19 protein-coding genes and 2 pseudogenes are annotated in these 20,799 nt (G+C 74.4%); 9 read left to right on the top strand and 12 right to left on the bottom strand.

The features are described from left to right. Window positions 1-224 precede the first annotated feature (224 nt). Window positions 225-1,202 (top strand): helix-turn-helix domain-containing protein, encoded by a 978-nt coding sequence (locus VM95_RS04070; RefSeq protein WP_425265282.1) that lies wholly within the window; start codon window positions 225-227, stop codon window positions 1,200-1,202. Between the two features lie 7 nt (window positions 1,203-1,209). On the opposite strand, the gene VM95_RS04075 is transcribed toward VM95_RS04070, so the two are convergent. The 7 genes and pseudogenes from VM95_RS04075 to VM95_RS39930 all read right to left on the bottom strand — a co-directional run. Beyond that, complete coding sequence (locus VM95_RS04075) at window positions 1,210-1,983, bottom strand: MerR family transcriptional regulator (RefSeq protein WP_045692622.1); 774 nt, start codon at window positions 1,981-1,983, stop codon at window positions 1,210-1,212. 80 nt (window positions 1,984-2,063) lie between these two features. Next, entirely contained in the window at window positions 2,064-3,296 is a 1,233-nt protein-coding gene (locus VM95_RS04080; protein ID WP_425265281.1) for a hypothetical protein, read from the bottom strand. Window positions 3,297-3,455: 159 nt separating this feature from the next. Next, window positions 3,456-4,571, bottom strand: a complete 1,116-nt coding sequence (locus VM95_RS04085) for an LPXTG cell wall anchor domain-containing protein (protein WP_045692623.1) — start codon at window positions 4,569-4,571, stop codon at window positions 3,456-3,458. Between the two features lie 342 nt (window positions 4,572-4,913). Further along, a complete protein-coding gene (locus VM95_RS04090) occupies window positions 4,914-5,489 on the bottom strand; it encodes a flavodoxin family protein (RefSeq protein ID WP_045692624.1) in 576 nt (191 codons plus the stop codon). Between the two features lie 102 nt (window positions 5,490-5,591). Next, window positions 5,592-6,563 (bottom strand): NAD(P)-dependent oxidoreductase, encoded by a 972-nt coding sequence (locus VM95_RS04095; RefSeq protein WP_279616813.1) that lies wholly within the window; start codon window positions 6,561-6,563, stop codon window positions 5,592-5,594. 51 nt (window positions 6,564-6,614) lie between these two features. After that, on the bottom strand, window positions 6,615-7,040 hold the full coding sequence (locus VM95_RS04100; protein ID WP_045692626.1) for a YunG family protein: 426 nt from the start codon (window positions 7,038-7,040) through the stop codon (window positions 6,615-6,617). Window positions 7,041-7,221: 181 nt separating this feature from the next. Then, window positions 7,222-7,392 (bottom strand): annotated as a pseudogene (locus VM95_RS39930) (heme-binding protein); the annotation flags it as partial. On the opposite strand from VM95_RS39930, the pseudogene VM95_RS39935 reads away from it, so the two are divergent. Next, window positions 7,392-7,517 (top strand): annotated as a pseudogene (locus tag VM95_RS39935) (response regulator transcription factor); the annotation flags it as partial. The pseudogenes VM95_RS39930 and VM95_RS39935 overlap by 1 nt on opposite strands. 494 nt (window positions 7,518-8,011) lie before the next feature. On the opposite strand, the gene VM95_RS41210 reads toward VM95_RS39935, so the two are convergent. Further along, complete coding sequence (locus VM95_RS41210; RefSeq protein WP_157881988.1) at window positions 8,012-8,497, bottom strand: hypothetical protein; 486 nt, start codon at window positions 8,495-8,497, stop codon at window positions 8,012-8,014. Window positions 8,498-8,922: 425 nt separating this feature from the next. Between VM95_RS41210 and VM95_RS04110 the strand changes: the two genes are divergently transcribed. Continuing rightward, window positions 8,923-10,044, top strand: a complete 1,122-nt coding sequence (locus tag VM95_RS04110) for a glycosyltransferase (protein WP_045692627.1) — start codon at window positions 8,923-8,925, stop codon at window positions 10,042-10,044. A 57-nt stretch (window positions 10,045-10,101) separates the two neighbouring features. Here the strand turns inward: VM95_RS04110 and VM95_RS04115 are convergent, their stop codons facing one another. The 3 genes from VM95_RS04115 to VM95_RS04125 form a co-directional block, all read right to left on the bottom strand. Further along, window positions 10,102-11,451, bottom strand: a complete 1,350-nt coding sequence (locus VM95_RS04115) for an MFS transporter (RefSeq protein WP_045692628.1) — start codon at window positions 11,449-11,451, stop codon at window positions 10,102-10,104. A 117-nt stretch (window positions 11,452-11,568) separates the two neighbouring features. Next, on the bottom strand, window positions 11,569-11,925 hold the full coding sequence (locus VM95_RS04120; RefSeq protein WP_045692629.1) for an ArsR/SmtB family transcription factor: 357 nt from the start codon (window positions 11,923-11,925) through the stop codon (window positions 11,569-11,571). 65 nt (window positions 11,926-11,990) lie between these two features. Continuing rightward, complete coding sequence (locus tag VM95_RS04125; protein WP_063773446.1) at window positions 11,991-12,992, bottom strand: LysR family transcriptional regulator; 1,002 nt, start codon at window positions 12,990-12,992, stop codon at window positions 11,991-11,993. Window positions 12,993-13,394: 402 nt separating this feature from the next. Between VM95_RS04125 and VM95_RS38510 the strand changes: the two genes are divergently transcribed. The 4 genes from VM95_RS38510 (at window position 13,395) to VM95_RS04145 (ending at window position 17,278) form a co-directional block, all read left to right on the top strand. Continuing rightward, the gene (locus tag VM95_RS38510; RefSeq protein ID WP_052707132.1) at window positions 13,395-14,213 is read left to right on the top strand and encodes a response regulator; all 819 of its coding nucleotides are present in this window, start codon (window positions 13,395-13,397) and stop codon (window positions 14,211-14,213) included. Between the two features lie 153 nt (window positions 14,214-14,366). Further along, window positions 14,367-15,188, top strand: a complete 822-nt coding sequence (locus tag VM95_RS04135) for a UbiA family prenyltransferase (protein ID WP_244178622.1) — start codon at window positions 14,367-14,369, stop codon at window positions 15,186-15,188. A 352-nt stretch (window positions 15,189-15,540) separates the two neighbouring features. Further along, window positions 15,541-16,632, top strand: coding sequence for a sensor histidine kinase (locus VM95_RS04140; RefSeq protein WP_045692631.1), 1,092 nt, complete (start codon window positions 15,541-15,543; stop codon window positions 16,630-16,632). Beyond that, the gene (locus tag VM95_RS04145) at window positions 16,622-17,278 is read left to right on the top strand and encodes a response regulator (protein WP_045692632.1); all 657 of its coding nucleotides are present in this window, start codon (window positions 16,622-16,624) and stop codon (window positions 17,276-17,278) included. Before VM95_RS04140 ends, VM95_RS04145 begins: the two co-directional genes overlap by 11 nt. Before the next feature lie 81 nt (window positions 17,279-17,359). Here the strand turns inward: VM95_RS04145 and VM95_RS04150 are convergent, their stop codons facing one another. Beyond that, the gene (locus tag VM95_RS04150; protein ID WP_045692633.1) at window positions 17,360-18,481 is read right to left on the bottom strand and encodes an acyl-CoA dehydrogenase family protein; all 1,122 of its coding nucleotides are present in this window, start codon (window positions 18,479-18,481) and stop codon (window positions 17,360-17,362) included. A 504-nt stretch (window positions 18,482-18,985) separates the two neighbouring features. On the opposite strand from VM95_RS04150, the gene VM95_RS04155 reads away from it, so the two are divergent. Both VM95_RS04155 and VM95_RS04160 read left to right on the top strand, forming a co-directional pair. Then, window positions 18,986-19,741 carry an SDR family oxidoreductase gene (locus VM95_RS04155; protein WP_045692634.1) on the top strand — a complete coding sequence of 252 codons (756 nt, stop codon included), beginning with the start codon at window positions 18,986-18,988 and terminating at the stop codon, window positions 19,739-19,741. Continuing rightward, on the top strand, window positions 19,741-20,781 hold the full coding sequence (locus VM95_RS04160; protein WP_045692635.1) for a phosphotransferase family protein: 1,041 nt from the start codon (window positions 19,741-19,743) through the stop codon (window positions 20,779-20,781). The genes VM95_RS04155 and VM95_RS04160 overlap by 1 nt, the downstream gene beginning before the upstream one ends. The last annotated feature ends 18 nt before the right edge of the window (window positions 20,782-20,799 follow it).

Consider the following 20,799-nt stretch of genomic DNA (forward strand, 5'->3'; position numbering starts at 1 on the left):
CCGCCCCCGTACCAATGGACGTGCGGGGGGCGCGGAGGTTGCAGGGGGATTCGGGAGAAGTTCCGGGGCGGCCCGGGCGGCTACACTCACCGGCAATCCGGCACCGTGACCAGGGGGTTCGCATGGCCGAGCAGATCGAGGCACCGACCGCCGGAGCGGTCGACGGGGGCCGCGCCGCCGGGCCGCGACCGGTGGCCGTGCGGATCGGGCGCCGGCCGGAGCCGGTGCACGACGTGGCGGTGTACGCCTTCGACGGCATGGCCCCGTTCGAACTCGGCGTGGTGGTCGAGGTGTTCGGGCTGGCCCGGCCCGAGCTGAGCGGGCTGCTGGCGGCGCCCTGGTACGGGCTGAAGGTGTGCGCCGACCGGCCCGGGACGGCGCTGGACGCGGTGGGCGGCTTCGCGCTGACCGCCCGGCACGGGCTGGACGAACTCGCGGCGGCCGACACCGTGGTGGTCCCCGGGGTGCCCAACGCCTTCGGCGGCGAGGTCTCCCCCGGGCTGGTCGCGGCACTGCGGACGGCGCACGAGCGCGGCGCCCGGATCGTCTCGATCTGCTCGGGCGCCTTCGCGCTGGCCGCCGCCGGGCTGCTGGACGGCAAGGACGCGACCACCCACTGGCGGTACGCCGACCTGCTCCAGCAGCGCCACCCGAAGGTGCGGGTCAACCCGGACGTGCTGTACGTGGACAACGGCGACGTGCTGACCAGCGCGGGCAGCGCCGCCGGGATCGATCTGTGCCTGCACCTGGTGCGGCGGGACCACGGCGCCAAGGTGGCCAACACGGTGGCCCGGCGGTTCGTGGTGCCGCCGCACCGGGACGGCGGGCAGGCCCAGTTCATCGAGGCGGCCGTGCCCGCCGTCGAGCCGGAGGACGACGGGGTCGCCCGCAGCATGCAGTGGGCGCTGGACCACCTGGCGTCCCCGCTGACCATCTCGCAGCTGGCCCGTGCCGCCCGCATGTCGGACCGTTCGTACCTGCGGCACTTCACCGCCCGCAACGGCACCAGCCCGATGCGCTGGGTGGTCACCCAGCGCATCGCGGCCAGCCTGCCGCTGCTGGAGGCCCCGGACGGGACGGTGGAGGAGATCGCCGCGGCGGTCGGCTTCGAGAGCGCCGCGACGTTCCGCCACCACTTCGGCCGGGTGATGCGCACCTCCCCGACCGCCTACCGGCGCTCCTTCGGGCGCGGGGTGGCGTGAGCGCCGCTCACGCCTTCTCGCGCCGGTCGGCGTTGGCGACCATGGCGTCGTGCAGCCACTGCGCCAGGCCGGGGGCGATGTCCTCGTAGGACGTGGTCCACCGCGGGTCCGAGACGTACAGGCCGGCCAGGCCGCGGTGGATGGTGTACGTGCAGTCGTAGAAGTTCCGGCAGATGTGCTGCCGGTGCTCCTCGGCGAGGTCGGTGGCGACCGTGCCGTCGGCCGGCTCGCCGGCCGCCAGGGCCTCGGCCAGGCGGGTGTTGAGCGCGGTCGTCTCGGCCTGGATCCGCTGCCAGTCGGCCTTGGTGTAGCCGCCGGTGCGGCGCTGCGACTCGGCCCAGGCCTCGGTGTCGCCCCAGCGCTGCTCGGCCTCCTGCTCCCACTCCTCCCGGTAGCCCTCGCCGAAGATCTCGAACTTCTCCTCCGGGGTCAGCTGAATGCCCATCCTGCGTGCCTCCATGGCGTGTTCGACGGCTGCGGCGAGGTCCTGGAGGTGCCGGATCCGGCCGGTCAGCAGCTCGTGCTGCCGGCGCAGGTGCTCGGTCGGGCTGACCGATCCGTCGTCCAGGATCGCCGCGATCTCCTCCAGCGGGAAGCCGAGTTCGCGGTAGAAGAGGACCTGTTGCAGCCGGTCGAGATCGGCGTCCACGTACCGGCGGTAGCCGGCCCGGGTGCGGCCCGCGGGGGACAGCAGCCCGATCTCGTCGTAGTGGTGCAGGGTGCGGACGGTCACCTTGGCGATCTTCGCCACGGCGCCGACCGAGTAGCCGTCCTCATCCATCCCTCGACTCCTCCCTGGTGCTGACCACGACTCTCCGCTCTCACGTCGCGTGAGGGTCAAGCCGCTTCCCGCGGAGGCCGTCAGGCGCCCGCTCCCACCAGCTCGCGCTCGCGCCGCCGGGCGCCCCGGCGCGTCCCGGTGCCGTCCGCCCGCCGCGGGCGCCGCGGGCCGCGGGTGCGCTGGGTGGGCCAGAACAGCACGTAGCCGGCGGAGACCACGACGAAGGCGAGCCGGACGAAGCCGCGGGCCGCGTCGGAGGGCAGGAACAGCGTGCCACCGTACAGCGCGGCCAGCGCGATCCAGCTCCACCACGGGACGAGCCGCTTCTGCCCGACCGCGTCCCAGAGCAGCGTGCCGAGCAGGATCGAGGCCGTGTAGTACGTGTAGACGCTCGGGTCGAGCAGGATGCGGGCGTCCGCGCCGAGCAGCACCACGGCCGGCCAGCGGCCGCGCCACACGGCGACGCAGCCCAGGCCGATGCCGAGCGCGAACTGGGTCGGGCGGTCCCACCAGGGGGTGGCCGGGTCGGTCACCCCGAACCAGCGCAGCGCGGAGGCGGGCTGGTTGGGGATGGTGAACTTGGCGGCCGCCATGGTGTCCAGATCGCCCAGGTAGAACGGCAGCCAGGCCACCGCCACCAGCACGCAGAACCAGAACCCGGCGCGCAGCCAGGTGCGCCGGGGCAGCGCGAGCATCAGCGGGGCGAAGGCGATCGCCCAGGGCTTGGAGTCCACCGCCAGGGCGAGGAACAGCGCGACCTGGACGGGCTTGCCGCGGGCCAGGGCGTGCGCGGCGAGGGTGGTGAAGAACAGCGCCAGGACGTCGTCCAGGTGCGCGAAGCGGACCGAGACCTCGACCCACATCGGGATGAACGCCAGCCCCGCTATCAGCAGGCGCTGCTGCAGCCGGCGGTGGTTGGTGCCGGTGCCCAGGTAGTACAGGGCGGCGGTGCGGCCGATCAGCACCAGCATCACCAGGCCGAGCGCGGCGCTGGCCGCCTCGGCCAGCAGCTGGCCGGTGTGCGGCGAGAACGGGGCGGTGAGGCGGGCCGCGGCCAGGCTCACCGGGCCGATCTGCAGCTCCGGGTGGTGGGCGTAGAGCGCGAGGCCGCCGTCCGGCTGGCCGGAGAAGAGCAGCTGCTCGCCCTGGCGCAGGTAGTGCCAGGAGAACCCGCCGCTGGGCTCGACCAGGAAGAACCAGAGCACCGTCCACGCGACCAGCAGCACGTGGTGTCTGCGGAGCGGCAGTCCGGCGATGCGACCGGTCGCCGCCTCGTAGTCGGTGGTAGCCCGTTGCGTGCGTGCTCCCCGCACCTGTACCTCTCCCCGCCGGTTCCGCCCCCCTCCGGCCGGACATCCTATGTGACCGAGGAATACGGTCCGTGCCGCCCGCCTCACCCGTCCCGGAGGACGGGCGGGCGGGCGGACCGTGCGTTCACGGCCGGTGCGGCGGGCTGCCGAGGGGCTCCGGGATCAGGCCTGCTGGCCGGCCTTGCGGCGGCGCAGCACCACGAGGGTGCCGGCACCGGCGACCAGGACGGCGGCGCCGGTCGCGGCGATCGCGGTGGTGTGGTCTCCGCCACCGGTCTGGGCCAGGGCCTTGTCCCTGCTGTCGGCCTTGGTCTTGGCCTTGGCGACGGCGTCGGCCGGCAGCTTCGGCGGGGTGATCACCGGGGTCTCGACCGGGAAGTCGATCGGGCCGCCGGCGTCGCCGCTGGTGCTGGTGACCGGGGCCGGGGTGGTCGCCGGGGTGGTGGGCGTGGCCGAGGTGGTCGGCGTCGCGGTGGCGGTCGGGGTCTGGGTCGGGGTCTGGGTCGGCGTGGCCGTCGCGGTCGCGGTCGGGGTCGGCGTCGCGGTGGCGGTCGGGGTCTGGGTCGGCGTGCCGGTCGTGGTCGGGGTCGGGGTGGGCTTGCCGGTGCGGGTGGGGGTCGGGGTCGGCTTGCCGCCGCCGCCCTCGGCCTTGATCACGAACCGCGAGCCGCCCTCGCAGCTCAGGTGGCCGGTGTCGACGGGCAGGTGGGTGTCGTCGGCGAGCTGGGCCGAGTAGGCGACCGGGACGACGCCGGCCTTGCCGAGCGGGGCGTCGTCGCCGAAGGAGACCTTGACGTCGATCTTCAGGGTCCGGCCGCTGTTCACGGCCAGCAGGTCGTCGGCGACGGGGTTGCCGTCGGTGCCGAGGGCGCCGAGCAGGATGAGGACGGAGTCCTTCTTCACCCCGCTCTGGTCGGGGGCGACGACCGCGGTGCGCCAGTCCTCGTCGGGCAGCTGGTACTGGACCTTGATGTCCTTCGGCAGGAGCTCGCCCGCCCGGCTCTTGAACTTCAGCAGCGGGAGGAGCACGAAGTCGTGCTTGGTGTTGTTCTGCGCCTCGTAGGTGAACATGCGGCCGCCGCCACCGGCGATGAAGCTGCCGGGAACGCCGTCCACGGAGAGGTCCAGCTTCGCGTTCGACGCCTTGTCGGGCTGGGGCGCGGCGGTGGTCGGGCTGCTGGTGGCGCCGACCGCCATGGCGCCCTGGGCGCCGGCCAGTACGAGCGAGGAGGCGAGCACGGAGGCGCCGGCCAGGGCGAGACTGCGACGTATGGACAAGGAGACCTCACGGAGTATTCCGGGCGAGGCCCGGGCGCGGGAGGGTGGCCACGGGCGCTGCGCCCCCCGCGAAGCTTGAAGTGCGACGGAGATTACCCAACGATCCGGCCACTTCGGAAGCCGGGGGGCCGGTGGAGGTACGCTCCGGGAGCAGGGGTGCCCGATACGTCCAACTCCGTCCTTCCGTAAGGCTTTTGCCCTTCACCGGAATGTCACCGGACGTGACGGGTACACGTCCGGAGGACGGTACCGCACGGCCGGCGGTGGCCGGAAGTGATCGGTCCGCCCGATCGACCCGGTCGCGCGGCCCGGTCGCTCAGCCCGGTCGCGCAGCCCGGTCGCTCAGCCCGCGAAGAACGACTTGGCCTCGATCAGGGCCCGCTCGTCGCGCAGCACGTCCCCCGGGCGGCTGCCGTTGCCGAGCAGCACGCCGCCCCAGCGCATCCCCATGTAGTCGGCGGTCAGCCGGAGGGTGCCGATCATCGGTTCGGCCTTCTCCGGCCCGTCGGCCAGGACGGTGACGCCCCACAGGGTGCGGCCGTTCATCCGGGCGCGGAAGTCCACCCCGGGGGCCTTCAGCCAGCCCGTCCAGTGGTCGAGGTAGAGCTTCGCGCTGGTCGGCAGTGTGTACCAGTACAGCGGCGCGACGAACACCAGGTCGGTGGCGGCCAGGGTGGCGTCCAGCAGCGTCCGCAGGTGGCCGGCGGGCTCGGGCTGCTCGGCGTCCGCGTGCCGCAGGTCCCGGTAGGGCGGCAGCGGGTGGTCGTCCAGCCGCAGCCAGCGCTGCTCGGCCCCGGCGGGCAGGCTCGCCCCGGCGGCCAGCCGGGCGAGCTGCACGGTGTTGCCCTCACCGCGCGAACTCGCCTCCAGGAACAGGAAGGAGCGGGCGGGCTCGGTGGCGTGCGGCTGGTCGGTCATCGTGCTTCCCCCGGGTGTGCTGAGACGAACGGAGGTGCGAGCACCCGCCGCGCGCCGGTTATTCCGCGCCTGCGCCCCACGCGGGGCCGCTGTCCGGGGCCGCTACTCGGGCAGCCCGGCCCGGCGGCGGGCGACGGATGCGACGGCGGCCCAGTCCTTCTCCCCGTCGCCGTGCGCCAGCGCGTCCAGGAAGGCGTCGCGCAGCACGCTGCCGAACGGCAGCGGGACGGTGGCGACGGCCCCGGCGTCGAGGGCGAGGCCGACGTCCTTGAGGCCGAGCGGCAGCCGGAACCCGGCCGGCTCGTAGCGCCGTTCGGCGACCATCGCGCCGTAGCCGGAGTACACCGGCCCGGGGAAGAGGGTGCCGGTGAGCAGGTCGATCAGGTCGGTCGGCCGGACACCGTTGGCCTCCGCCAGGGCGCACGCCTCGGCCATCGACTCGATCGCGCAGGCCAGCAGGAAGTTGACGCTGATCTTGGTGGTGTTGGCCTGGCTCGGCCGGTCGCCGAAGTGCCAGGTGCGCTGCCCCATCGCCGCGAACAGCGGCTCGGCGCGGGCCAGCAGGGCGCCGTCGCCGGCGGCCAGGATGTTCAGCTGCCCGGCGGCCGCGACCGGGGGCCGGCCCAGGACGGGCGCGGCGACGTAGCCGATGCCGTGCTCGGCGTGCAGCTCCTCGGCGCGCTCGGCGAGGGCGAGCGAGACGGTGGCCATGTTGACGTGCAGGCTCGCCCGGGCACCGGCCAGCAGGGCCGGGTCGAGCAGCAGCCGCTCGACCGCCGTGTCGTCGGCGAGCATGGAGACGACCGTGTCGGCGGCGAACACCTCGGCGAGCGACTCGGCCGGCTCGGCGCCCTCGGCCACCAGGGCGGCCACCGGCTCGGGCGAGCGGTTCCACACCCGGACGGCGTGGCCGGCCCGCAGCAGGCTGCCGGCCATGCCGCGCCCCATCCCGCCCAGCCCCACGAATCCGATCGTCGTCCCGGTCATCCGCGCACCCTCCCGTCCTCGCGGCCGGCCGGGCCCGCGGCCCGGACGGTCGCCGCAGCCGTCCGTTGGTGGACGACTGTACGTCAGGTGCGGTCGGCGGCCCGGGCGTCGGGCGCGGGCACCGGGCCCGAGGCGGGGTCAGGCGCAGGCGCGGGCCTGGGCCCAGGAGCGGTCGGCGGCGGCGCCGCGCTCCAGCTCGGTGACCACCCGGTGGCGCAGCAGCTCGTACTGGGCCTGGAGCCGGCCGGGGCGGGCCGGGCGGGCGACCGGACGGCCGGGGCCGACCAGCTCGTCCGGCCCGAACTGCTCGCGGGTGAGGTCGATCTCGACGCCGGTGGCGAAGCGGTTCCACCAGTGGAGGTCCGTCCGGACCCCACCGACGTGCACCTCGCCCATCATCAGCTCGCCGCCGAGCAGGTCGTGCACGACCATGGCCGTCACGCCGCACTGGCCACGGGCGGGATTGTCGGGACGCCAGTGGGCCAGGTCCTCGGGCGCACAGGTGTCGACGCCCCAGGAGGAGCGGATCGCACGTTCGATGTCGTTGAGGGTCCACGCCGTCATACCGGGAAGCCTGCCACGCGGCACTGACAGCGGGAGCGGCTTTTCGAAGGGTCACCCGCTGTTCTGCGGCGACCCTTCCGGCGTTCACCCGAACGAGTGGGTCCGGCGGCCGCGGGCCGGACGGTCCGCCACCGGGCGCCGGCCGGCCCGCCCCGGGGACGGGGAGCGGGCCGGCCGTACGTCACTTGGCCAGGGCGGCGACGCCGGCCTGCGCGAACTGCTCGTCCAGGTCGCCGCTCGGCGCGCCCGCGACGCCGATGCCCGCGACCGGGGCGCCCTTCGACTGCACCGGGGCGCCGCCGGCCAGGAACAGCGTGCCCGGGATGTCCTTCAGATTCGGGGCCTGGGCCAGCGCGGGCGCTGTTCATCAGCGAGGCCACGGTGAAGACGTACCTGGGGCGGATCTACGACAAGTTGGGCGTGGACACCCGGGCGGGCGCGGTGGCGGTGGCCAAGGAGCGCCGGCCGGTGCGGTGAGCCGAAGGTCACGCCCGCCGGGGGCGGTCGCTCGCGTTAAGCACTCGCGCGGTGTCACTGCGTGCTGCGATGATGCTCGGAGTGTCGGATTCCGTGGCGGCGCGGGCGGGACGCGGGCACGGGGGCGGGAGCCGCGGCCGATCCGGGCCGGGCCCGGGACACCCGCGCCCACCTGCTCCGAAGCCCGGTGGGGCGGCCGGGGCGGGGCTTCCCAGTTGTGGAAGTTTCGTGGACATCACTATTGACAAACCAACCACGCGGTTTGTTAGCGTGATACCAACGACGCCCTGGGGGGTAGGGGCTCGCCGAGGCCTGTGCGGACGACTCTCGCCGGAGAGTGAAAAGCCAGGGGGGATCGGCGCAGCTGCCGGGGGGTCGGGGGGAGCGGCAGCGCCGAAGCCGCGCATCGAGGCGGCGTGGAACGGGACCGGGGGGTCCGTTCCACGCCTCCCCCGGTTCACCGCCGCGCGGGCCCGTTCGGCCCGGCGCTCCGATCAGCCCAGTGAGCTCCAGTACGAGCAGCGCGCCTCCGGCAGCACCGCGGGGCCGCGCTCCGCGCAGGCCGCGCCCGCCGATCCGGCCGCCAACCGCGCCTGCCCCACCTCGCCGAAGCGGAACGCCAGTTGGTAGCCGTCCCGGGTGGCCGCGGCGACCCCGGGAGCGTCCTGGTCGGCGCTGCGCCAGGTGACCGTCCAGCCGCGCCGCCGCCAGTACCGCTCCACCACGCCCACCAGCTCCGCCCGCCGGTGCAGCGAGACCACGGTGAGCAGGTCCCGCCCGCGGCCGACGTACCAGCACGCCCCCGACTCGCGCCCGGGCCGCGGCAGCCGCACGCCCGCCACGGGCGCGCTCGACCGCCAGGCCGGTGCGGGCTCGATGGCGTCCAGGGTGTCCTCCAGCAAGGCCTCGCACCGCTCGGCGGCGGCCAGTTGGGCCGTCACCACCGCCACCGGCGAGGGCTCGCCGGAGGGCGCCGGCACCGCCCCGGGCGACGCGCCGCAGGACGCCCGGCCCGTCGCCCCCCCGAGCGCTCCGCCGGGCGCGCCGCCGGCCCCGTTTCCGCAACAACCGCCCGGGAACCCGAGGTTCAGCTCGGCACCACCTGACTGCACAGGGCCCTCCGTCTCCTCCCGGAGTTCGCTCCGGGCAGGGATTCCGTCACTGCTTGGACGGCGGGGGCGAACAGGCAGTTCCACCCCACACCGTCCCCTCACCTCCGGCCGCGGAGCAGAGCCCACTGCCGGTGACAAGTACCGTCGCAGAATGGCCGATTCACGTCCATCCCGATCGGAATCGAATTGACCTGGCATCACTTTCGAAAGTGAGACTGCCCTGATCACTGACGATCCGACGACCTGACCACTCCACGCAGCCCGCGCCCCGGCGCGGCAGGGAGAACACCACCATGCGCATCCTCTTCACCGGCCCGGCCTCGCCCGGCCACCTGTTCCCGTTGGTGCCCTTCGCCCAGGCGCTCCGCGCCGCCGGCCACGACGTCCTGTTCGCCGGGCAGCGCCCGATGGACCCGCTGCTGACCTCCGGCTTCCCGACCGTCGAGATCGGCGACGGCCGGGACATGCGCGAGCTGTTCGTCGACTTCCGCGGCGGGCAGCCGATGACCTACGGCAGCGACGCCATGACCCACGACGAACGGATGGACATGGCCGCCGGCGCCTTCGCGCACGCCGCCCGTCCCTCCTTCGACGGGCTGCTCGCCACCGCCGCCGACTGGGGCGCCGACCTCCTGGTGCACGCCGCCTTCCAGGCCGTCGCCCCGCTGGTGGCGGCCAAGCTCAAGATCCCGCTGGTGATGCAGAACTACGGCATCCCGTCCGGGCGCGACACCAACGCCCGCTTCCTCCCCAAGCTCGCCGACCTCTACGAGCAGCACGGCGTGGCCGGCCCCGTCGAGTCCACCGTGCTCAACCTCGGCCCGCTCGGCGGCGACCCGGAGGGGCTGCGCGCCCGCTACATCCCGTACAACGGCACCGGGTCGATCCCCGCCGAGTTCCTGCGCCCGGCCGAGCGGCGGCGCGTCCTGGTCACCCTCGGCTCGGTGGTCGTCGGCATCAACGGCGTCGGCGGCGTCTCCCGGCTGATCGAGGCCGCCGACCAGGTCGACGCCGAGTTCCTGCTCGCGGTCGGCGACGCCGACCTCACCGCGCTCGGCGCCCTGCCCGCCAACGTCCGCCCGGTGCCGTGGATCCCGCTCGCCGCGCTCGTGCGGCACTCCGACGCCGTGGTCCACCACGGCGGCGCGGGCACCACCCTCACCACGCTGGACGCCGGGCTGCCCCAGCTCGTCCTCCCCCAGGGCGCCGACAACTTCATGGTCGCCGACGCCCTCGTCGAGGCCGGCATCGGGCTGCGCTCCAGCTCCGCCGAGGTCGACGCCGCGGTCCTCGACCGGCTCCTCAACGACCCGGCCGTACGGGCCGCCGCCGAGGACGTCCGGGCGACCAACACCGCGCTCCCCTCCCCCGCCGAGCTCGTCCCCGCCCTCGAGGACATCGCCGCCCGCCGCTGACCCGGCGGCGACGGCCCCGTCCCGTGGGCGGGGCCGTCGAGCGTCAGGCGTCAGGCGTCAGGCGTGGCGGGGCCGGCTTCGGTGGTTCCGGTCGATCACGTAGCGGTGGCCGTGGCTCCAGGCGCCGGCCGGGGCGGGGCGGGCCCCGGCGAGATGGGGGTGGTCGGCCGGCAGGTCGGTGTGGACGTGGTCGAGGGCGTCGGGGTCGCGCCGGGGCCAGAGCCGGACGGCGCCGAGCGCCGCGGTGAGGGCGACGGCCCCGAGGACGAGGGCGGTGACGGGCAGGCCGGCACCCGCGGCGAGCCAGCCGGCCAGGGGGTAGGTGAGCAGCCAGCACGCGTGCGAGAGGGAGAACTGGGCGGCGAACGCGGCAGGCAGTTCGGCGTCCGCGGCGGAGCGGCGCACCACCCGCCCGCCGGGGGTGAGGACGGCGGAGCTCGCGGCGCCGATCAGCGCCCAGGCGGCCAGCAGCGCGAGCCAGGCCGCCGTCCCGGGCGGCGCGGCGGTGATCACCGCGGTGGCGCCGAGGACGGCGGGCAGGGCGAGGGCGGCGGGCAGCATCACGGCCCGGTCGCTGACCCGGGCGAGCAGCCGGGGCAGCAGCAGTGCGGTCAGCATGGACCCGGCGCCGTACGCGCCGAGGGCGAGGGAGACGGCTCCGGCGGGCCGCTGGAAGTGCTCGCGGACCACCACGACGGTGTTGACGAAGACGATCGCCCCGGCGGCGGCGACCGCGAGGTCCAGCGCCAGCAGCGCCCGCAGCCGCGGGGTGGCCCAGAACATCCGGGTGCCGGAGAGCGCCTTCGCGTAGACCCCGCCGGCGCGTTCGGCGGCCGGGGCCTTGGGCAGGACGGCGGAGAGCACCAGGGCGGCGGAGGCGAGGAAGCCGAGGCTCGTGCCGGCGAACAGCCAGTTGTAGGAGACCAGCGTGAGCAGCACGGCCGCGAGGGCGGGGCTGAACAGGGACTCCAGGTCGTAGGCGAGCCGGGACATGGACAGCGCGTTGGTGTAGTCGCGCTCGGCGGGCAGCACGTGCGGGATGGTCGCCTGGAAGGTCGGGGTGAACGCCGCGGAGGCGGCCTGCAGCAGGAGGACCATCAGGTAGATCTGCCAGACCTGGTCCACGAACGGGAGCGCGAGCGCGACGCCGGCCCGGGTGAGGTCCGTCGCCACCAGCAGCGCCCGCCGGGGGATCCGCCCGGCGAGCGCGCCCGCGATCGGGGCGACGGCCACGTACGCGACCATCTTGATCGCGAGGGCGGTGCCCAGGACGACGCTCGCGTTCGCTCCGGCGATGTCGTACGCGAGCAGGGCCAGGGCCACCGTCGCGAGGCCGGTGCCGACCAGGGCGACGACCTGGGCGGTGAAGAGGCGGCGGTAGGTGCGGTTGCGCAGCACGGTCAGCATGGGCGCGCTCCCCGGATCGGAGTGGCGTTGCCCGTCCATCGTAATCAATGAGTGCGCATGGATGCACATGTTTGCGAGACGGCTCCGCGGCAGTTCGGACGGCCCCCGCCGGAGCGGTCAGTCGTGCGGCGGGAGCGAGCCGACCTGGTGGTCGGCGACGTTCAGCGCCTCGTCGACGAGGCGACGCAGGTGGCCGTGGCGCAGCGAGTACACGACCCGGCGGCCGTCCTTGCGGGTGGCGACCAGCCCGGCCAGGCGCAGCTTGGCCAGGTGCTGGCTGACCGAGGGCCGGGCCGCGCCGGTCGCCTCGACCAGGGTGGTCACGTCCGCCTCGCCCCGGCCGAGCCGCTCCATCAGGGCCAGCCTGGTCCGGTCCGCGAGCAGCGCCAGGATCGAGGCGGCGGCGTCCAGCCGCTCGCCGTCTGCGGGCTGATGCGCATGGGAGGCATCTGCGAGCTGCGTGCGGGTGTCCATCGCCTCATCGTAGGCCCGTCCCCGGCGCCCGGCTGCGCGCCCGCGGCGGTCCCGGTGGTCCCGGTTCAGCGGACCGGCAGGGCGCCGGGCCGGCGGTGGAGCCGCGCGGCGTCGGCGACGGTACGGGTGGCCGGGCCGGCGACCGGGCGGGTGACGGTACGGGTGACCGTCGCCGCGAACGAGTCCTGGACCAGGGCCGCGAAGCGGGCGGCCAGCGGGTGCGCGCCCTGCGTCGGATAGGCCAGCAGCATGGGGACGGACGGCGCGTCCGGGATCCGCAGGAAGCGCACGCTCGGGTGCAGGCCGCGCCGGGCCGCCGACTCGGGGACGATGCCGACGCCGCGGCCGGCCGCCACCGCCTCCAGCCATTCGTCGAAGTTGCCGCAGGCGACGGCGGTGCGCGGGCGGCGGGCGGCGGGCCAGAGCTCGGGGCGGACCGTCCCGCTGACCACGTTCCGCACCAGCGGGTGGTCGGCGAGTTCGATCCAGCGCACCGACTGCTGCCGGGCCAGCGCCGTCCCGCGCGCGGCGGCGGCCACCTGGGCCTCGGTGCAGAGCAGGACGGTGTGCATCCCGCTCGCGGGGGCGTCGCCGCGCAGCAGCGCGAGGTCGACCACGCCGCGGTCGACGCCCGCGAACGGCTCGTCCCGGCGCACGAGTTCGACCCCGGCCCCGGTCTGCTCCTCGAAGGAGGAGAGCGCGTCCTGCATCCAGCCGTCCGGCAGCATCCAGGTGAAGCCCAGCCGCAGCCGGGTCTCGGCCGGGCGGGCGGCCAGGGCGTCCTCCAACCGGGGCAGCAGGTGGAGGAGTTCGGCGCGCAGCCGGTCACCGGCCGGGCTGAGCGCGACGGTTCGGGTGGTCCGGTGGAGCAGGCGGGTGCCGAGCGCCTCCTCCAGCCGGCGGATGGTCCGGGTCAGGCTCGGCTGGGTGGTTCCGGTCAACTCGGCGGCCTGCGTGAAGTTCAGGGTGTCGGCGACCGCGAGGAAGGCCCGCAGGTGCCGGATCGCGACGTCCCGCCGCTCCGGCGCGTCGGGACGAGCGCCGGAGGATGACACCGACTCGTTCATGATGGCCCCCTGATTTCCCCTGTGGTGGTCCCAGCCCGTCGTCCCGGTCGGCGCCGGCCGGTTCCGGCGTCCCGGCCGACCCTAGGCGGGCGTCCGGTGCGCACTGAAGCCCCTGTCCTCCAAGGTGTCCCGGCCGCTGCCTCGAAGGAGGCACTCCCGTGTGGCGGCGGATCCGGCCGGGTGCCTCCGAGGAATGACCGCACGCCCGTTCGGGCGCCATCCATCGACGGTGCGCATAGCCGCACCCCGTCCGGTATTTGTCCGAACCTCGGGCGGCTGACTAACGTCGGCCGCCCCACCGGTCATTGCGGTGAAGGGCCGCCGGAATCCGGTTCCCGCTCGTTGTCCGCCGGCCCGAAAGCCGGGCCGGACGACCCGCGATTCGAGAGGATCGGGCAATTCATGGAACGTACCGACGAACGTACCGACCGGAGCGTGGCGATCCGTTCGGCCCGGCGCGCCGTGGTCGTCGACCCGTGGCCGCTGCTCCGCGACGCGGTGGCGGCCCTGCTGCTGGACACCGGGGCCGCCCGGACGGTCGAGACGGCCCGCGGCAGCGCGCAGGCCTGGGAGCTGTGCCGCGCCCTCGGACCCGACCTGGTGGTCACCGACGCGGACCTGCTGGCCCCCGGCGAGGGCCTGCTCCTCGGCCGCCGGCTCAAGGCGTCGGCGAGCCCGCCCCGGGTCCTGGTCTACTCGGGGAGCACCGACCCCTCGGTCGTCGTGGAGTGCCTCGGCGGCGCGGCGGACGGCTTCGTGCACCGCTCGGCGGAGCCGGAACAGCTGGTCTCCGCCGTGCGCGGACTGGCCGAGGGCCGGCCGGTGTGGTTCGTCGGGGAGCAGGACCGGCCGGCTCCGGCCGGGGCCGACCCGGTGGACGGCGCGCTGCTGCGGGCCATGACCGGCCGGGAGCAGGAGGTGCTCGGGCTGCTACTGCGCCGGTACTCCAACGACGAGATCGCGGGCGAGCTGTGCCTGGCCCGACAGACCGTCAAGAACTACGTGAGCAGCGTGCTGCAGAAGCTGGAGATGTCCTCCCGCCGGGAGCTCCACTCCCTGGTCCCGGCGCGCGGCCCCGACCTCGGCCGCCGGCCCTCCGAGCCGGGGGCGGCCGATCGGTGCAGGTCAGTACGGCCGAAGGTGGGGGCGGGGCGGGGCGGGATGCCTCTCGGAGGGCACGTCGCGGTGTTTCCAAAGAGGCAGTCACCTGCCTCCCACTAGGGATGTTCACCCGGCACCGGCTGGCTAGCATTCTTCGCCATGGGGAGTCCAACGGCAACTGCGGGAAAAATACCTTCCACAAGTGTCATCGGGGCGAATGTTCTGCGCACTGCGGCCCTCTGTCTCGAAGAGGCCCGGATATCCGTGCAGATCATGTTCTCGATACGTTTCGCGACAGCCTTCCTCCTGGCCACCGGGAATTCCCGGGTCAAAACCGGGCACCTGCTCTCGGACGGTGTCGCCTGGGCCTTCGGAACGCTTTTCGCCTATGTGCTCAACGGCGCCATGGACGTGGCCGAGGACCGCTTGAACGGCTCCGGCCGCCCGGTCGCCCGGGGCGCGCTCACGCCCGGGACGGCGCTGCGGGCGGCCTGGCTGTGCGCGGGCCTGGCCGTCCTGTTCAGCCTGGACTCGCCGCCGGTGCTCGGCCTGCTGCTGGCCTACCTGTTCTGCGGGTTCGCCTACTCGGCGCCGCCGTTCCGCATGACGCGGCACAGCCACAGCACGGTGGCGACGGTCCTGCTGCTCGGCGGGCTCACCTACGCGGCAGGCTGCGCGGCCGCCGGCGGGCACCGCGGCGCGGTGCCGGTCGTGGTGTTCGCCGTCGCGATGTCGCTGTGGATGGGCCTGGTCGGGGCCCTGGTCAAGGACCTGTCGGACGTCCGGGGCGACCAGGCCGCCGGCCGCCGCACCTTCGTGGTCGTCCGGGGCGAGCGGCTGGCCCGGACGGTCTGCGCGGTCAATCCCGTCCTGGTCGGCGTCGGGTTCCTGGCGGCGGCCCGCACCCTGGCGCCGGTGCTCACCCTGCCGGCCGTGGTCGTCCTGGCCGGGGGCCTCGCGGTCGCCCACTTCTCCCTCACCACCCGCTCCGACGAGCGGCGCGGCCGCAGCCGGCTGCCGTACCAGGCCTTCATGGTCACCCAGTACGCCGCCCACCTGGCGCTGCTCGGCATCGTGGTCGCCGGGGTGCGCTGACCACCGGGCAGCCGACCACCGAGCAGCTGAACACCGAGCAGCCGACCGCCGGACCGGGAGCGGAGCGCGCGAGCGGAGGACGCGCGCTCCGCTCCCCCGTCACGCCACCGGCCGCCGGCCGGGAGAGCGGTCCCGTCCGCCCGGCCCGTCGAAATGAGACGGACTAGCATTCGGCAGCGCGGCCGTCCGGCTATCGAATACCGGCCTGAATTCGCCGGGGCCGGCAATTTCCCCCGGGATTGCCCGCCCGATACGATCGAAGCTTGTGTCTTCCTGTCCGTGGGGGTAGTTGATACTCTCCGCCGTGGGTTGCGCCTGAAGCGCCATCACTACTTGGGGGAGTTCGGTGACCATGGCGGGGGGAGATGCGGCGGCGGCCGCGGCGCGGATCGCGGCGAGCGAGGAGGAGATCCTCACCCGGTACCGGGCCGGGCTCCGGCAGCGGCACAATCCCATCGCGGCCGACGAGGACGTCTGGGACGGCTGCCGGCTCCAGGCCCAGCGGATTCTGGCGGCCGGCGTGGAAAGCCTGCGCGCGGGCAGCGCGCCGTCACCCGCCCCCCTGCTGTCCTCGATGATGGACCTCGCCGCCGACCGCGTGCAGCAGGGCCGGCGCATCTCCGACTCGGCCGAGGCCGGAGTCGTCCTGTTCGAGGTCATCATGGACGTCCTGGTGCGCGAACTCACCGACGAGCCCGGCGCGGTGCGCCTGCTGGAACGGGCCATCGGCACCGTGCAGCGCGAGATCGGGACGCGGCTCCAGGTCGGCTCCGCCGCGTACGACTCCTTCCTCCTGAACGCCGTCAACGAGGTCAACCGGCGCGGCTACCTCGGTCTCGCCCGGGACATCCACGACCAGATGGGCAACAGCCTGAGCCTGGCCCTGCGTCAGCTCGACCTGTTCGAAATGGCGTTGGGCGAGGTCGACGAGAGCGTCGCCGCCCGCCTGGCGGCCACCCGGCAGGCCGTCCACGACTCGCTGCTGATGGCGCGCGACATGGTCAGCGGGCTGCGCCGCAACGCCCGGGACGCCCCGCTGAGGACCGCCCTGCGCAACTTCGTCGAGTCCATGGACATCGCCGAGACCACGGCGCAGATCCACGTGAACGGCTCCGAGAACTGGGCCCCTTCGGAGACGCTCGACGAACTGTACGTGCTGCTCCGCGAGTGCCTGCGCAACTCGTTCACCCATGCGCGGGCCACCCGGATCGTGGTCCACGTGGACATCACGCCGCACGAGATCCACGCACTCGTGGGCGACAACGGCCGCGGCTTCGACCTGAGCGCGCGGCCCGGCCCCAAGACCATCAACGGCCTGACCGGGATCAGGGAGCGGGTGGCCCTCCTGGACGGCACCGTCGCGTTCTCCTCCGCGCCCGGGAAGGGCACGACGGTGAGATGCTGGGTACCCATCCGAGAGGGCGCGACGACGCATGGACAGTGACCGGATCCGCATCCTGGTGGCCGACGACCACCTCGTCCTGCGCGACGCGCTCTGCGAAATGCTGGACAACGAGCCCGACTTCGAGGTCGTGGCCCGGGCCGAGGACGGCCCGTCCGCGGTCCGGCTGGCCGCGGCGCACCACCCGCACGTGGTGCTGCTCGACATCGAGATGCCGAACCACCGCCCGCAGAACACCGTCCGCGACCTGCTGCAGCAGGATCCGGCGGTCAACGTCGTGGTGCTCAGCATGTACGACGACCCGCACCTCGTCCAGGAGTTGCTGGCGCTCGGCATCCGGGGCTACCTGCACAAGAGCGTGACCCGGGAGTCGCTGGCCTCGGCGATCCGCAACCTGCGGCAGGCCAACCGCCGCACGGTGACCATCTCGGTCTCCTCGCACAGCCTCGCGGCCTCCGGCGACGACGGAAAGCTGCTGTCGGCCCGCGAGTTGGAGGTGCTGACCCAGGTGGCCGCCGCGCTGAGCAACCGTCAGATCGCCGTCCGGCTGAGTATCACCGAAGGCACCGTCAAGCGGCACATGCGGAACATCTTCACCAAGCTGGGCGCGGTCTCCCGGATCGACGCCGTCAACAAGGCGGTCGCCGCCTCGCTGATCGGCTCGCACCACATCGCCGGGCGGGGCTGACCGGCACCGTCCTCGGGCGCGGCCGGGGACGGGGACGCGCGAAGGCCGGCCGCGCCCCGCGACCGGCCCCGAACTCCCGGCTCAGCCGGCTGACTTGAGCACGCGGGCGTGCTCCCGCAGCCGCGCAAGCGGGAACCCGTCCGGCGACTCCTCGTCGCCGCGCGCCCGGATCGCCCGGTCGAGCACCCACTCGGTCATCCCCGGGACGACGGCCTTGACGTCCTCGATGCCGCCCCAGGCGGCCGGGCCGCCCTCGGTGTCCATCAGCCAGGCCGTCCGCAGGGCCAGCAGCCGGGCCTGCTCGATCCGCAGCCGGGCCTGGCGGGCCCACCCGCGGGTCTCGGCCGTCCCCGCCGCCCCGGACATCAGGTCGAGCCCGCGTTCGGCCATCCCGATCAGGCGCATGCAGTGGTGCAGGCGGTTCGGGTCGAGCAGGCTGTGCGCGATCACCGCGCCGTCGCCCTCGCCGCCGACGATGCTGTGGGCCGGCAGCCGCACCCCGGTGAAGCGGACGGTGGTCCGGCCGCCGTACACGCCGTCGTCGTAGCCGGAGCTCCAGGGGCCGGAGCCGAGGGAGACGCCCGGGCTGCCGACCGGCACCAGGGCGATCGACCGCTGGGCGCCCGGCGACCGGTCGCCCGCCGACCGTCCGGCCGAGCGCGCCATGACCAGCAGGAGGGCGCACTCCGGCACCGCGGCCGCCATGAACAGGCCGCCGTGGCCGTCGAGCACGTAGCCGCTGCCTCGGGGCTCGATCCGCAGGTCGCCCGGGTCGACGGCGCCGGGGGCGGGCAGGCAGACGGCGGACCGGAGGTCACCGGCGAGCAGGGGGCGCAGCCAGCGGTCCTGCTGGGCGCGGGTGCCGAACTCGGCCAGCACGTTCATCACCCCGGTGTCCGGGGCGGCGCCGTTGATCGCGTCGGGCGCCACGAAGGGGCTGCGGCCGGAGATCTCCGCCAGCGGGGCGTACTGGAGGTTGGTCAGCCCCGGGCCGAAGGCCGGGTGCGGGAGGAAGAGGTTCCACAGCCCGCGCTCGCGGGCCAGCTCCCGGAGCTTGCCAAGACCGTCCGGCCGGGCCCACGGCTCGGCGCCCGACCCGCCCCGGCCGGCGAACTCGGCCTCGGCCGGGAACAGGTGCTGGTCCATCAGGACCAGGAGACGCCAACGAAGTTCCTTGGTCAGCGGGTCGTAGCTGAAGTGCATCACAGACCTCGGTCTCTTGCTGGAGGCGCGGCACCCGGTGAGGGATGGCACCGCGCCGTCGCCGGCGGGCGGTACGGAGGAGGGTGTCGAGCGGGCCGCCGGGGAGGGACGTGGCTTCGAGGCTAGCCCAGCGGCCCGAGCGCTTTGATGCCCCCAGGGACTGCTTCCGAATGTCTCTTTGGAGGTGTCGGCCGATGTCTCCATCTGGGGATTCGGCGCGGGAGCGGGAGATTCGTCCGCGGAGCGGATGCGCGCGAAAGGCTTTTCCCCCAAGGGAATTCGCGACAGGTCGGCGGCGCCGGCGAGACCGGAGGACACCTCGGCGGTACCGGCGGTACCGGGGGCGGGGGCGGCCGAGTACCGCACGTCCTAACCGGGCGGCCGCCGGGATTCCTAGCGTGGGTGACGAGCCGACCGCGGATCCGGACGCCGACCGCGCCCGGACCGTCGGCACCGACCGCGCCCTCACAGCCGGAGCGGACCACCCCCAGACAAGGAGTGCAGATGAACAGGTTCAACGGCCGGGTCGCGCTCGTCACCGGCGCCAGCCGCGGGATAGGCCTGGCGAGCGCGGCCCGGCTGGTCGCGGAGGGCGCCCGGGTCTGCCTGACGGCCCGCGGCGAGGAGTCGCTGGAGCTCGCGGTCAAGGAGCTCGGCGGTCCGGAGCACGCCATCGCGGTGGCCGGCCGCGCCGACGACCCCGAGCACCGGGCCGAGGCCGTCGCCCGCACCATGGCGGCCTTCGGCCGGATCGACGTGCTGGTCAACAACACCGGCATCAACCCGGTGTTCGGCCCGGTGCTCGACCTGGAGCCCGGTGCCGTACGGAAGGTCTTCGACGTCAACGTGAACGCCCCGCTGGGCTGGCTGCGCGAGGTCCGGCAGGCCTGGCAGGGCGAGCACGGCGGCGCCGTGGTGAACATCAGCGCGGTCGCGGGCCTGCGCCCGGCGTACGGCATCGGGGTGTACGGGGCCAGCAAGGCCGCGCTGATCCACCTCACCGAGCAGCTCGCGCAGGAGATCGGCCCGCGGATCAGGGTCAACTCCGTGGCGCCCGCCGTGGTGCGGACGCGCTTCGCCGCGAAGCTGTACGAGGGCCGGGAGGCGGAACTGGCCGCCGGCTACGCGCTGGGCCGGCTCGGCACCCCGGAGGACGTCGCGGCCGCCGTCGCCTTCCTGGCCTCCGACGACGCCGCCTGGATCACCGGTCAGACGATCGCGGTGGACGGCGGCATCATCCTGGCCGGCGGCGGCATCTGATGACCGATCAGATGACGGCGGAGGTCGCGGGCGTGGACCGCGAGGCCCTGCGCGGCTGGCTCGCGGCGGCCCGGCCCGAGCTGCGGATCGAGGCGCCGGAGCTCACCCTGATCGCCGGCGGACGCTCCAACCTCACCTACCAACTCGACGGCGGCGAGGTGCCGTTGGTGCTGCGCCGGCCGCCGCTCGGCCACCTGCTGGCCACCGCGCACGACATGGGCCGCGAGTACCGGGTGATGAGCGCCCTGGCGCCGACGCCCGTCCCGGTGCCCCGGACGGTCGCGCACTGCGCGGACGCCGAGGTGCTGGGCGCGCCGTTCTACCTGATGGAGAAGGTGGACGGCGCGATCCACCGGCGGGCGGCCGACCTGGCGGAGCTCGACCCGGCGACCGGCCGGGAGCTCGGCCACGCGCTGGTCGACGTCCTCGCGGCACTGCACTCGGTGCCGCCGGCCGCGGTCGGGCTGGCGGACTTCGGCCGCCCCGAGGGCTTCATGGAACGCCAACTCGCCCGCTGGACCAAGCAGTTGGCTGCTTCCCGGACCAGGGAGCTGCCCGGCGTGGAGGAGCTGGCGGCGCGCCTCGCGCGGACCCGCCCGGCGTCCCCGCGCCCGGCCCTGGTGCACGGCGACTACCGCCTGGACAACGTGGTCTTCGACCGCGCCGAGCCCGGCCGGATCGCCGCCGTCCTGGACTGGGAACTGGCCGCGCTCGGCGACCCGCTCTGCGACCTGGGCGTCTTCTGCGTCTACTGGGACGGACTGGCCGGCCTCGGCGAGGCCGTCCCGCCGACGCCCGGAGCCCTGCCGGGCTGGCCGGGCCGGGACGAGCTGGTCGAGCGGTACGCCCGGGCCAGCGGGGTCCCGGTGGAGACCCTGGACTGGTACGTCGCGTTCGGCTTCTTCAAGATCGCGGTGATCCTCGAAGGCGTCCACTACCGCCACTCCCGCGGCCTGACCCTCGGCGACGGCTTCGACGGGATCTCCGCGGCCGTCCCCGAACTGGTGCGGCGCGGCCTGCGGGCGCTCACCCGCCCGTGAAACGCCCCAGCCCCCGCC

This window comes from Streptomyces rubellomurinus, from assembly GCF_000961885.1.
Taxonomy (GTDB): Bacteria; Actinomycetota; Actinomycetes; order Streptomycetales; family Streptomycetaceae; genus Kitasatospora; species Kitasatospora rubellomurina.

What these genes read in the sequence shown, in the direction of transcription:
- VM95_RS04075 (WP_045692622.1), bottom strand. Translation starts at nt 1,983, where the DNA reads ATGGATGAGGACGGCTACTCGGTCGGCGCCGTGGCGAAGATCGCCAAG.
- VM95_RS04090 (WP_045692624.1), bottom strand. Translation starts at nt 5,489, where the DNA reads ATGACCGACCAGCCGCACGCCACCGAGCCCGCCCGCTCCTTCCTGTTC.
- VM95_RS04100 (WP_045692626.1), bottom strand. Translation starts at nt 7,040, where the DNA reads ATGACGGCGTGGACCCTCAACGACATCGAACGTGCGATCCGCTCCTCC.
- VM95_RS04110 (WP_045692627.1), top strand. Translation starts at nt 8,923, where the DNA reads ATGCGCATCCTCTTCACCGGCCCGGCCTCGCCCGGCCACCTGTTCCCG.
- VM95_RS04115 (WP_045692628.1), bottom strand. Translation starts at nt 11,451, where the DNA reads ATGCTGACCGTGCTGCGCAACCGCACCTACCGCCGCCTCTTCACCGCC.
- VM95_RS04120 (WP_045692629.1), bottom strand. Translation starts at nt 11,925, where the DNA reads ATGGACACCCGCACGCAGCTCGCAGATGCCTCCCATGCGCATCAGCCC.
- VM95_RS04125 (WP_063773446.1), bottom strand. Translation starts at nt 12,992, where the DNA reads ATGAACGAGTCGGTGTCATCCTCCGGCGCTCGTCCCGACGCGCCGGAG.
- VM95_RS38510 (WP_052707132.1), top strand. Translation starts at nt 13,395, where the DNA reads ATGGAACGTACCGACGAACGTACCGACCGGAGCGTGGCGATCCGTTCG.
- VM95_RS04135 (WP_244178622.1), top strand. Translation starts at nt 14,367, where the DNA reads ATGTTCTCGATACGTTTCGCGACAGCCTTCCTCCTGGCCACCGGGAAT.
- VM95_RS04140 (WP_045692631.1), top strand. Translation starts at nt 15,541, where the DNA reads ATGGCGGGGGGAGATGCGGCGGCGGCCGCGGCGCGGATCGCGGCGAGC.
- VM95_RS04145 (WP_045692632.1), top strand. Translation starts at nt 16,622, where the DNA reads ATGGACAGTGACCGGATCCGCATCCTGGTGGCCGACGACCACCTCGTC.
- VM95_RS04150 (WP_045692633.1), bottom strand. Translation starts at nt 18,481, where the DNA reads ATGCACTTCAGCTACGACCCGCTGACCAAGGAACTTCGTTGGCGTCTC.
- VM95_RS04155 (WP_045692634.1), top strand. Translation starts at nt 18,986, where the DNA reads ATGAACAGGTTCAACGGCCGGGTCGCGCTCGTCACCGGCGCCAGCCGC.
- VM95_RS04160 (WP_045692635.1), top strand. Translation starts at nt 19,741, where the DNA reads ATGACCGATCAGATGACGGCGGAGGTCGCGGGCGTGGACCGCGAGGCC.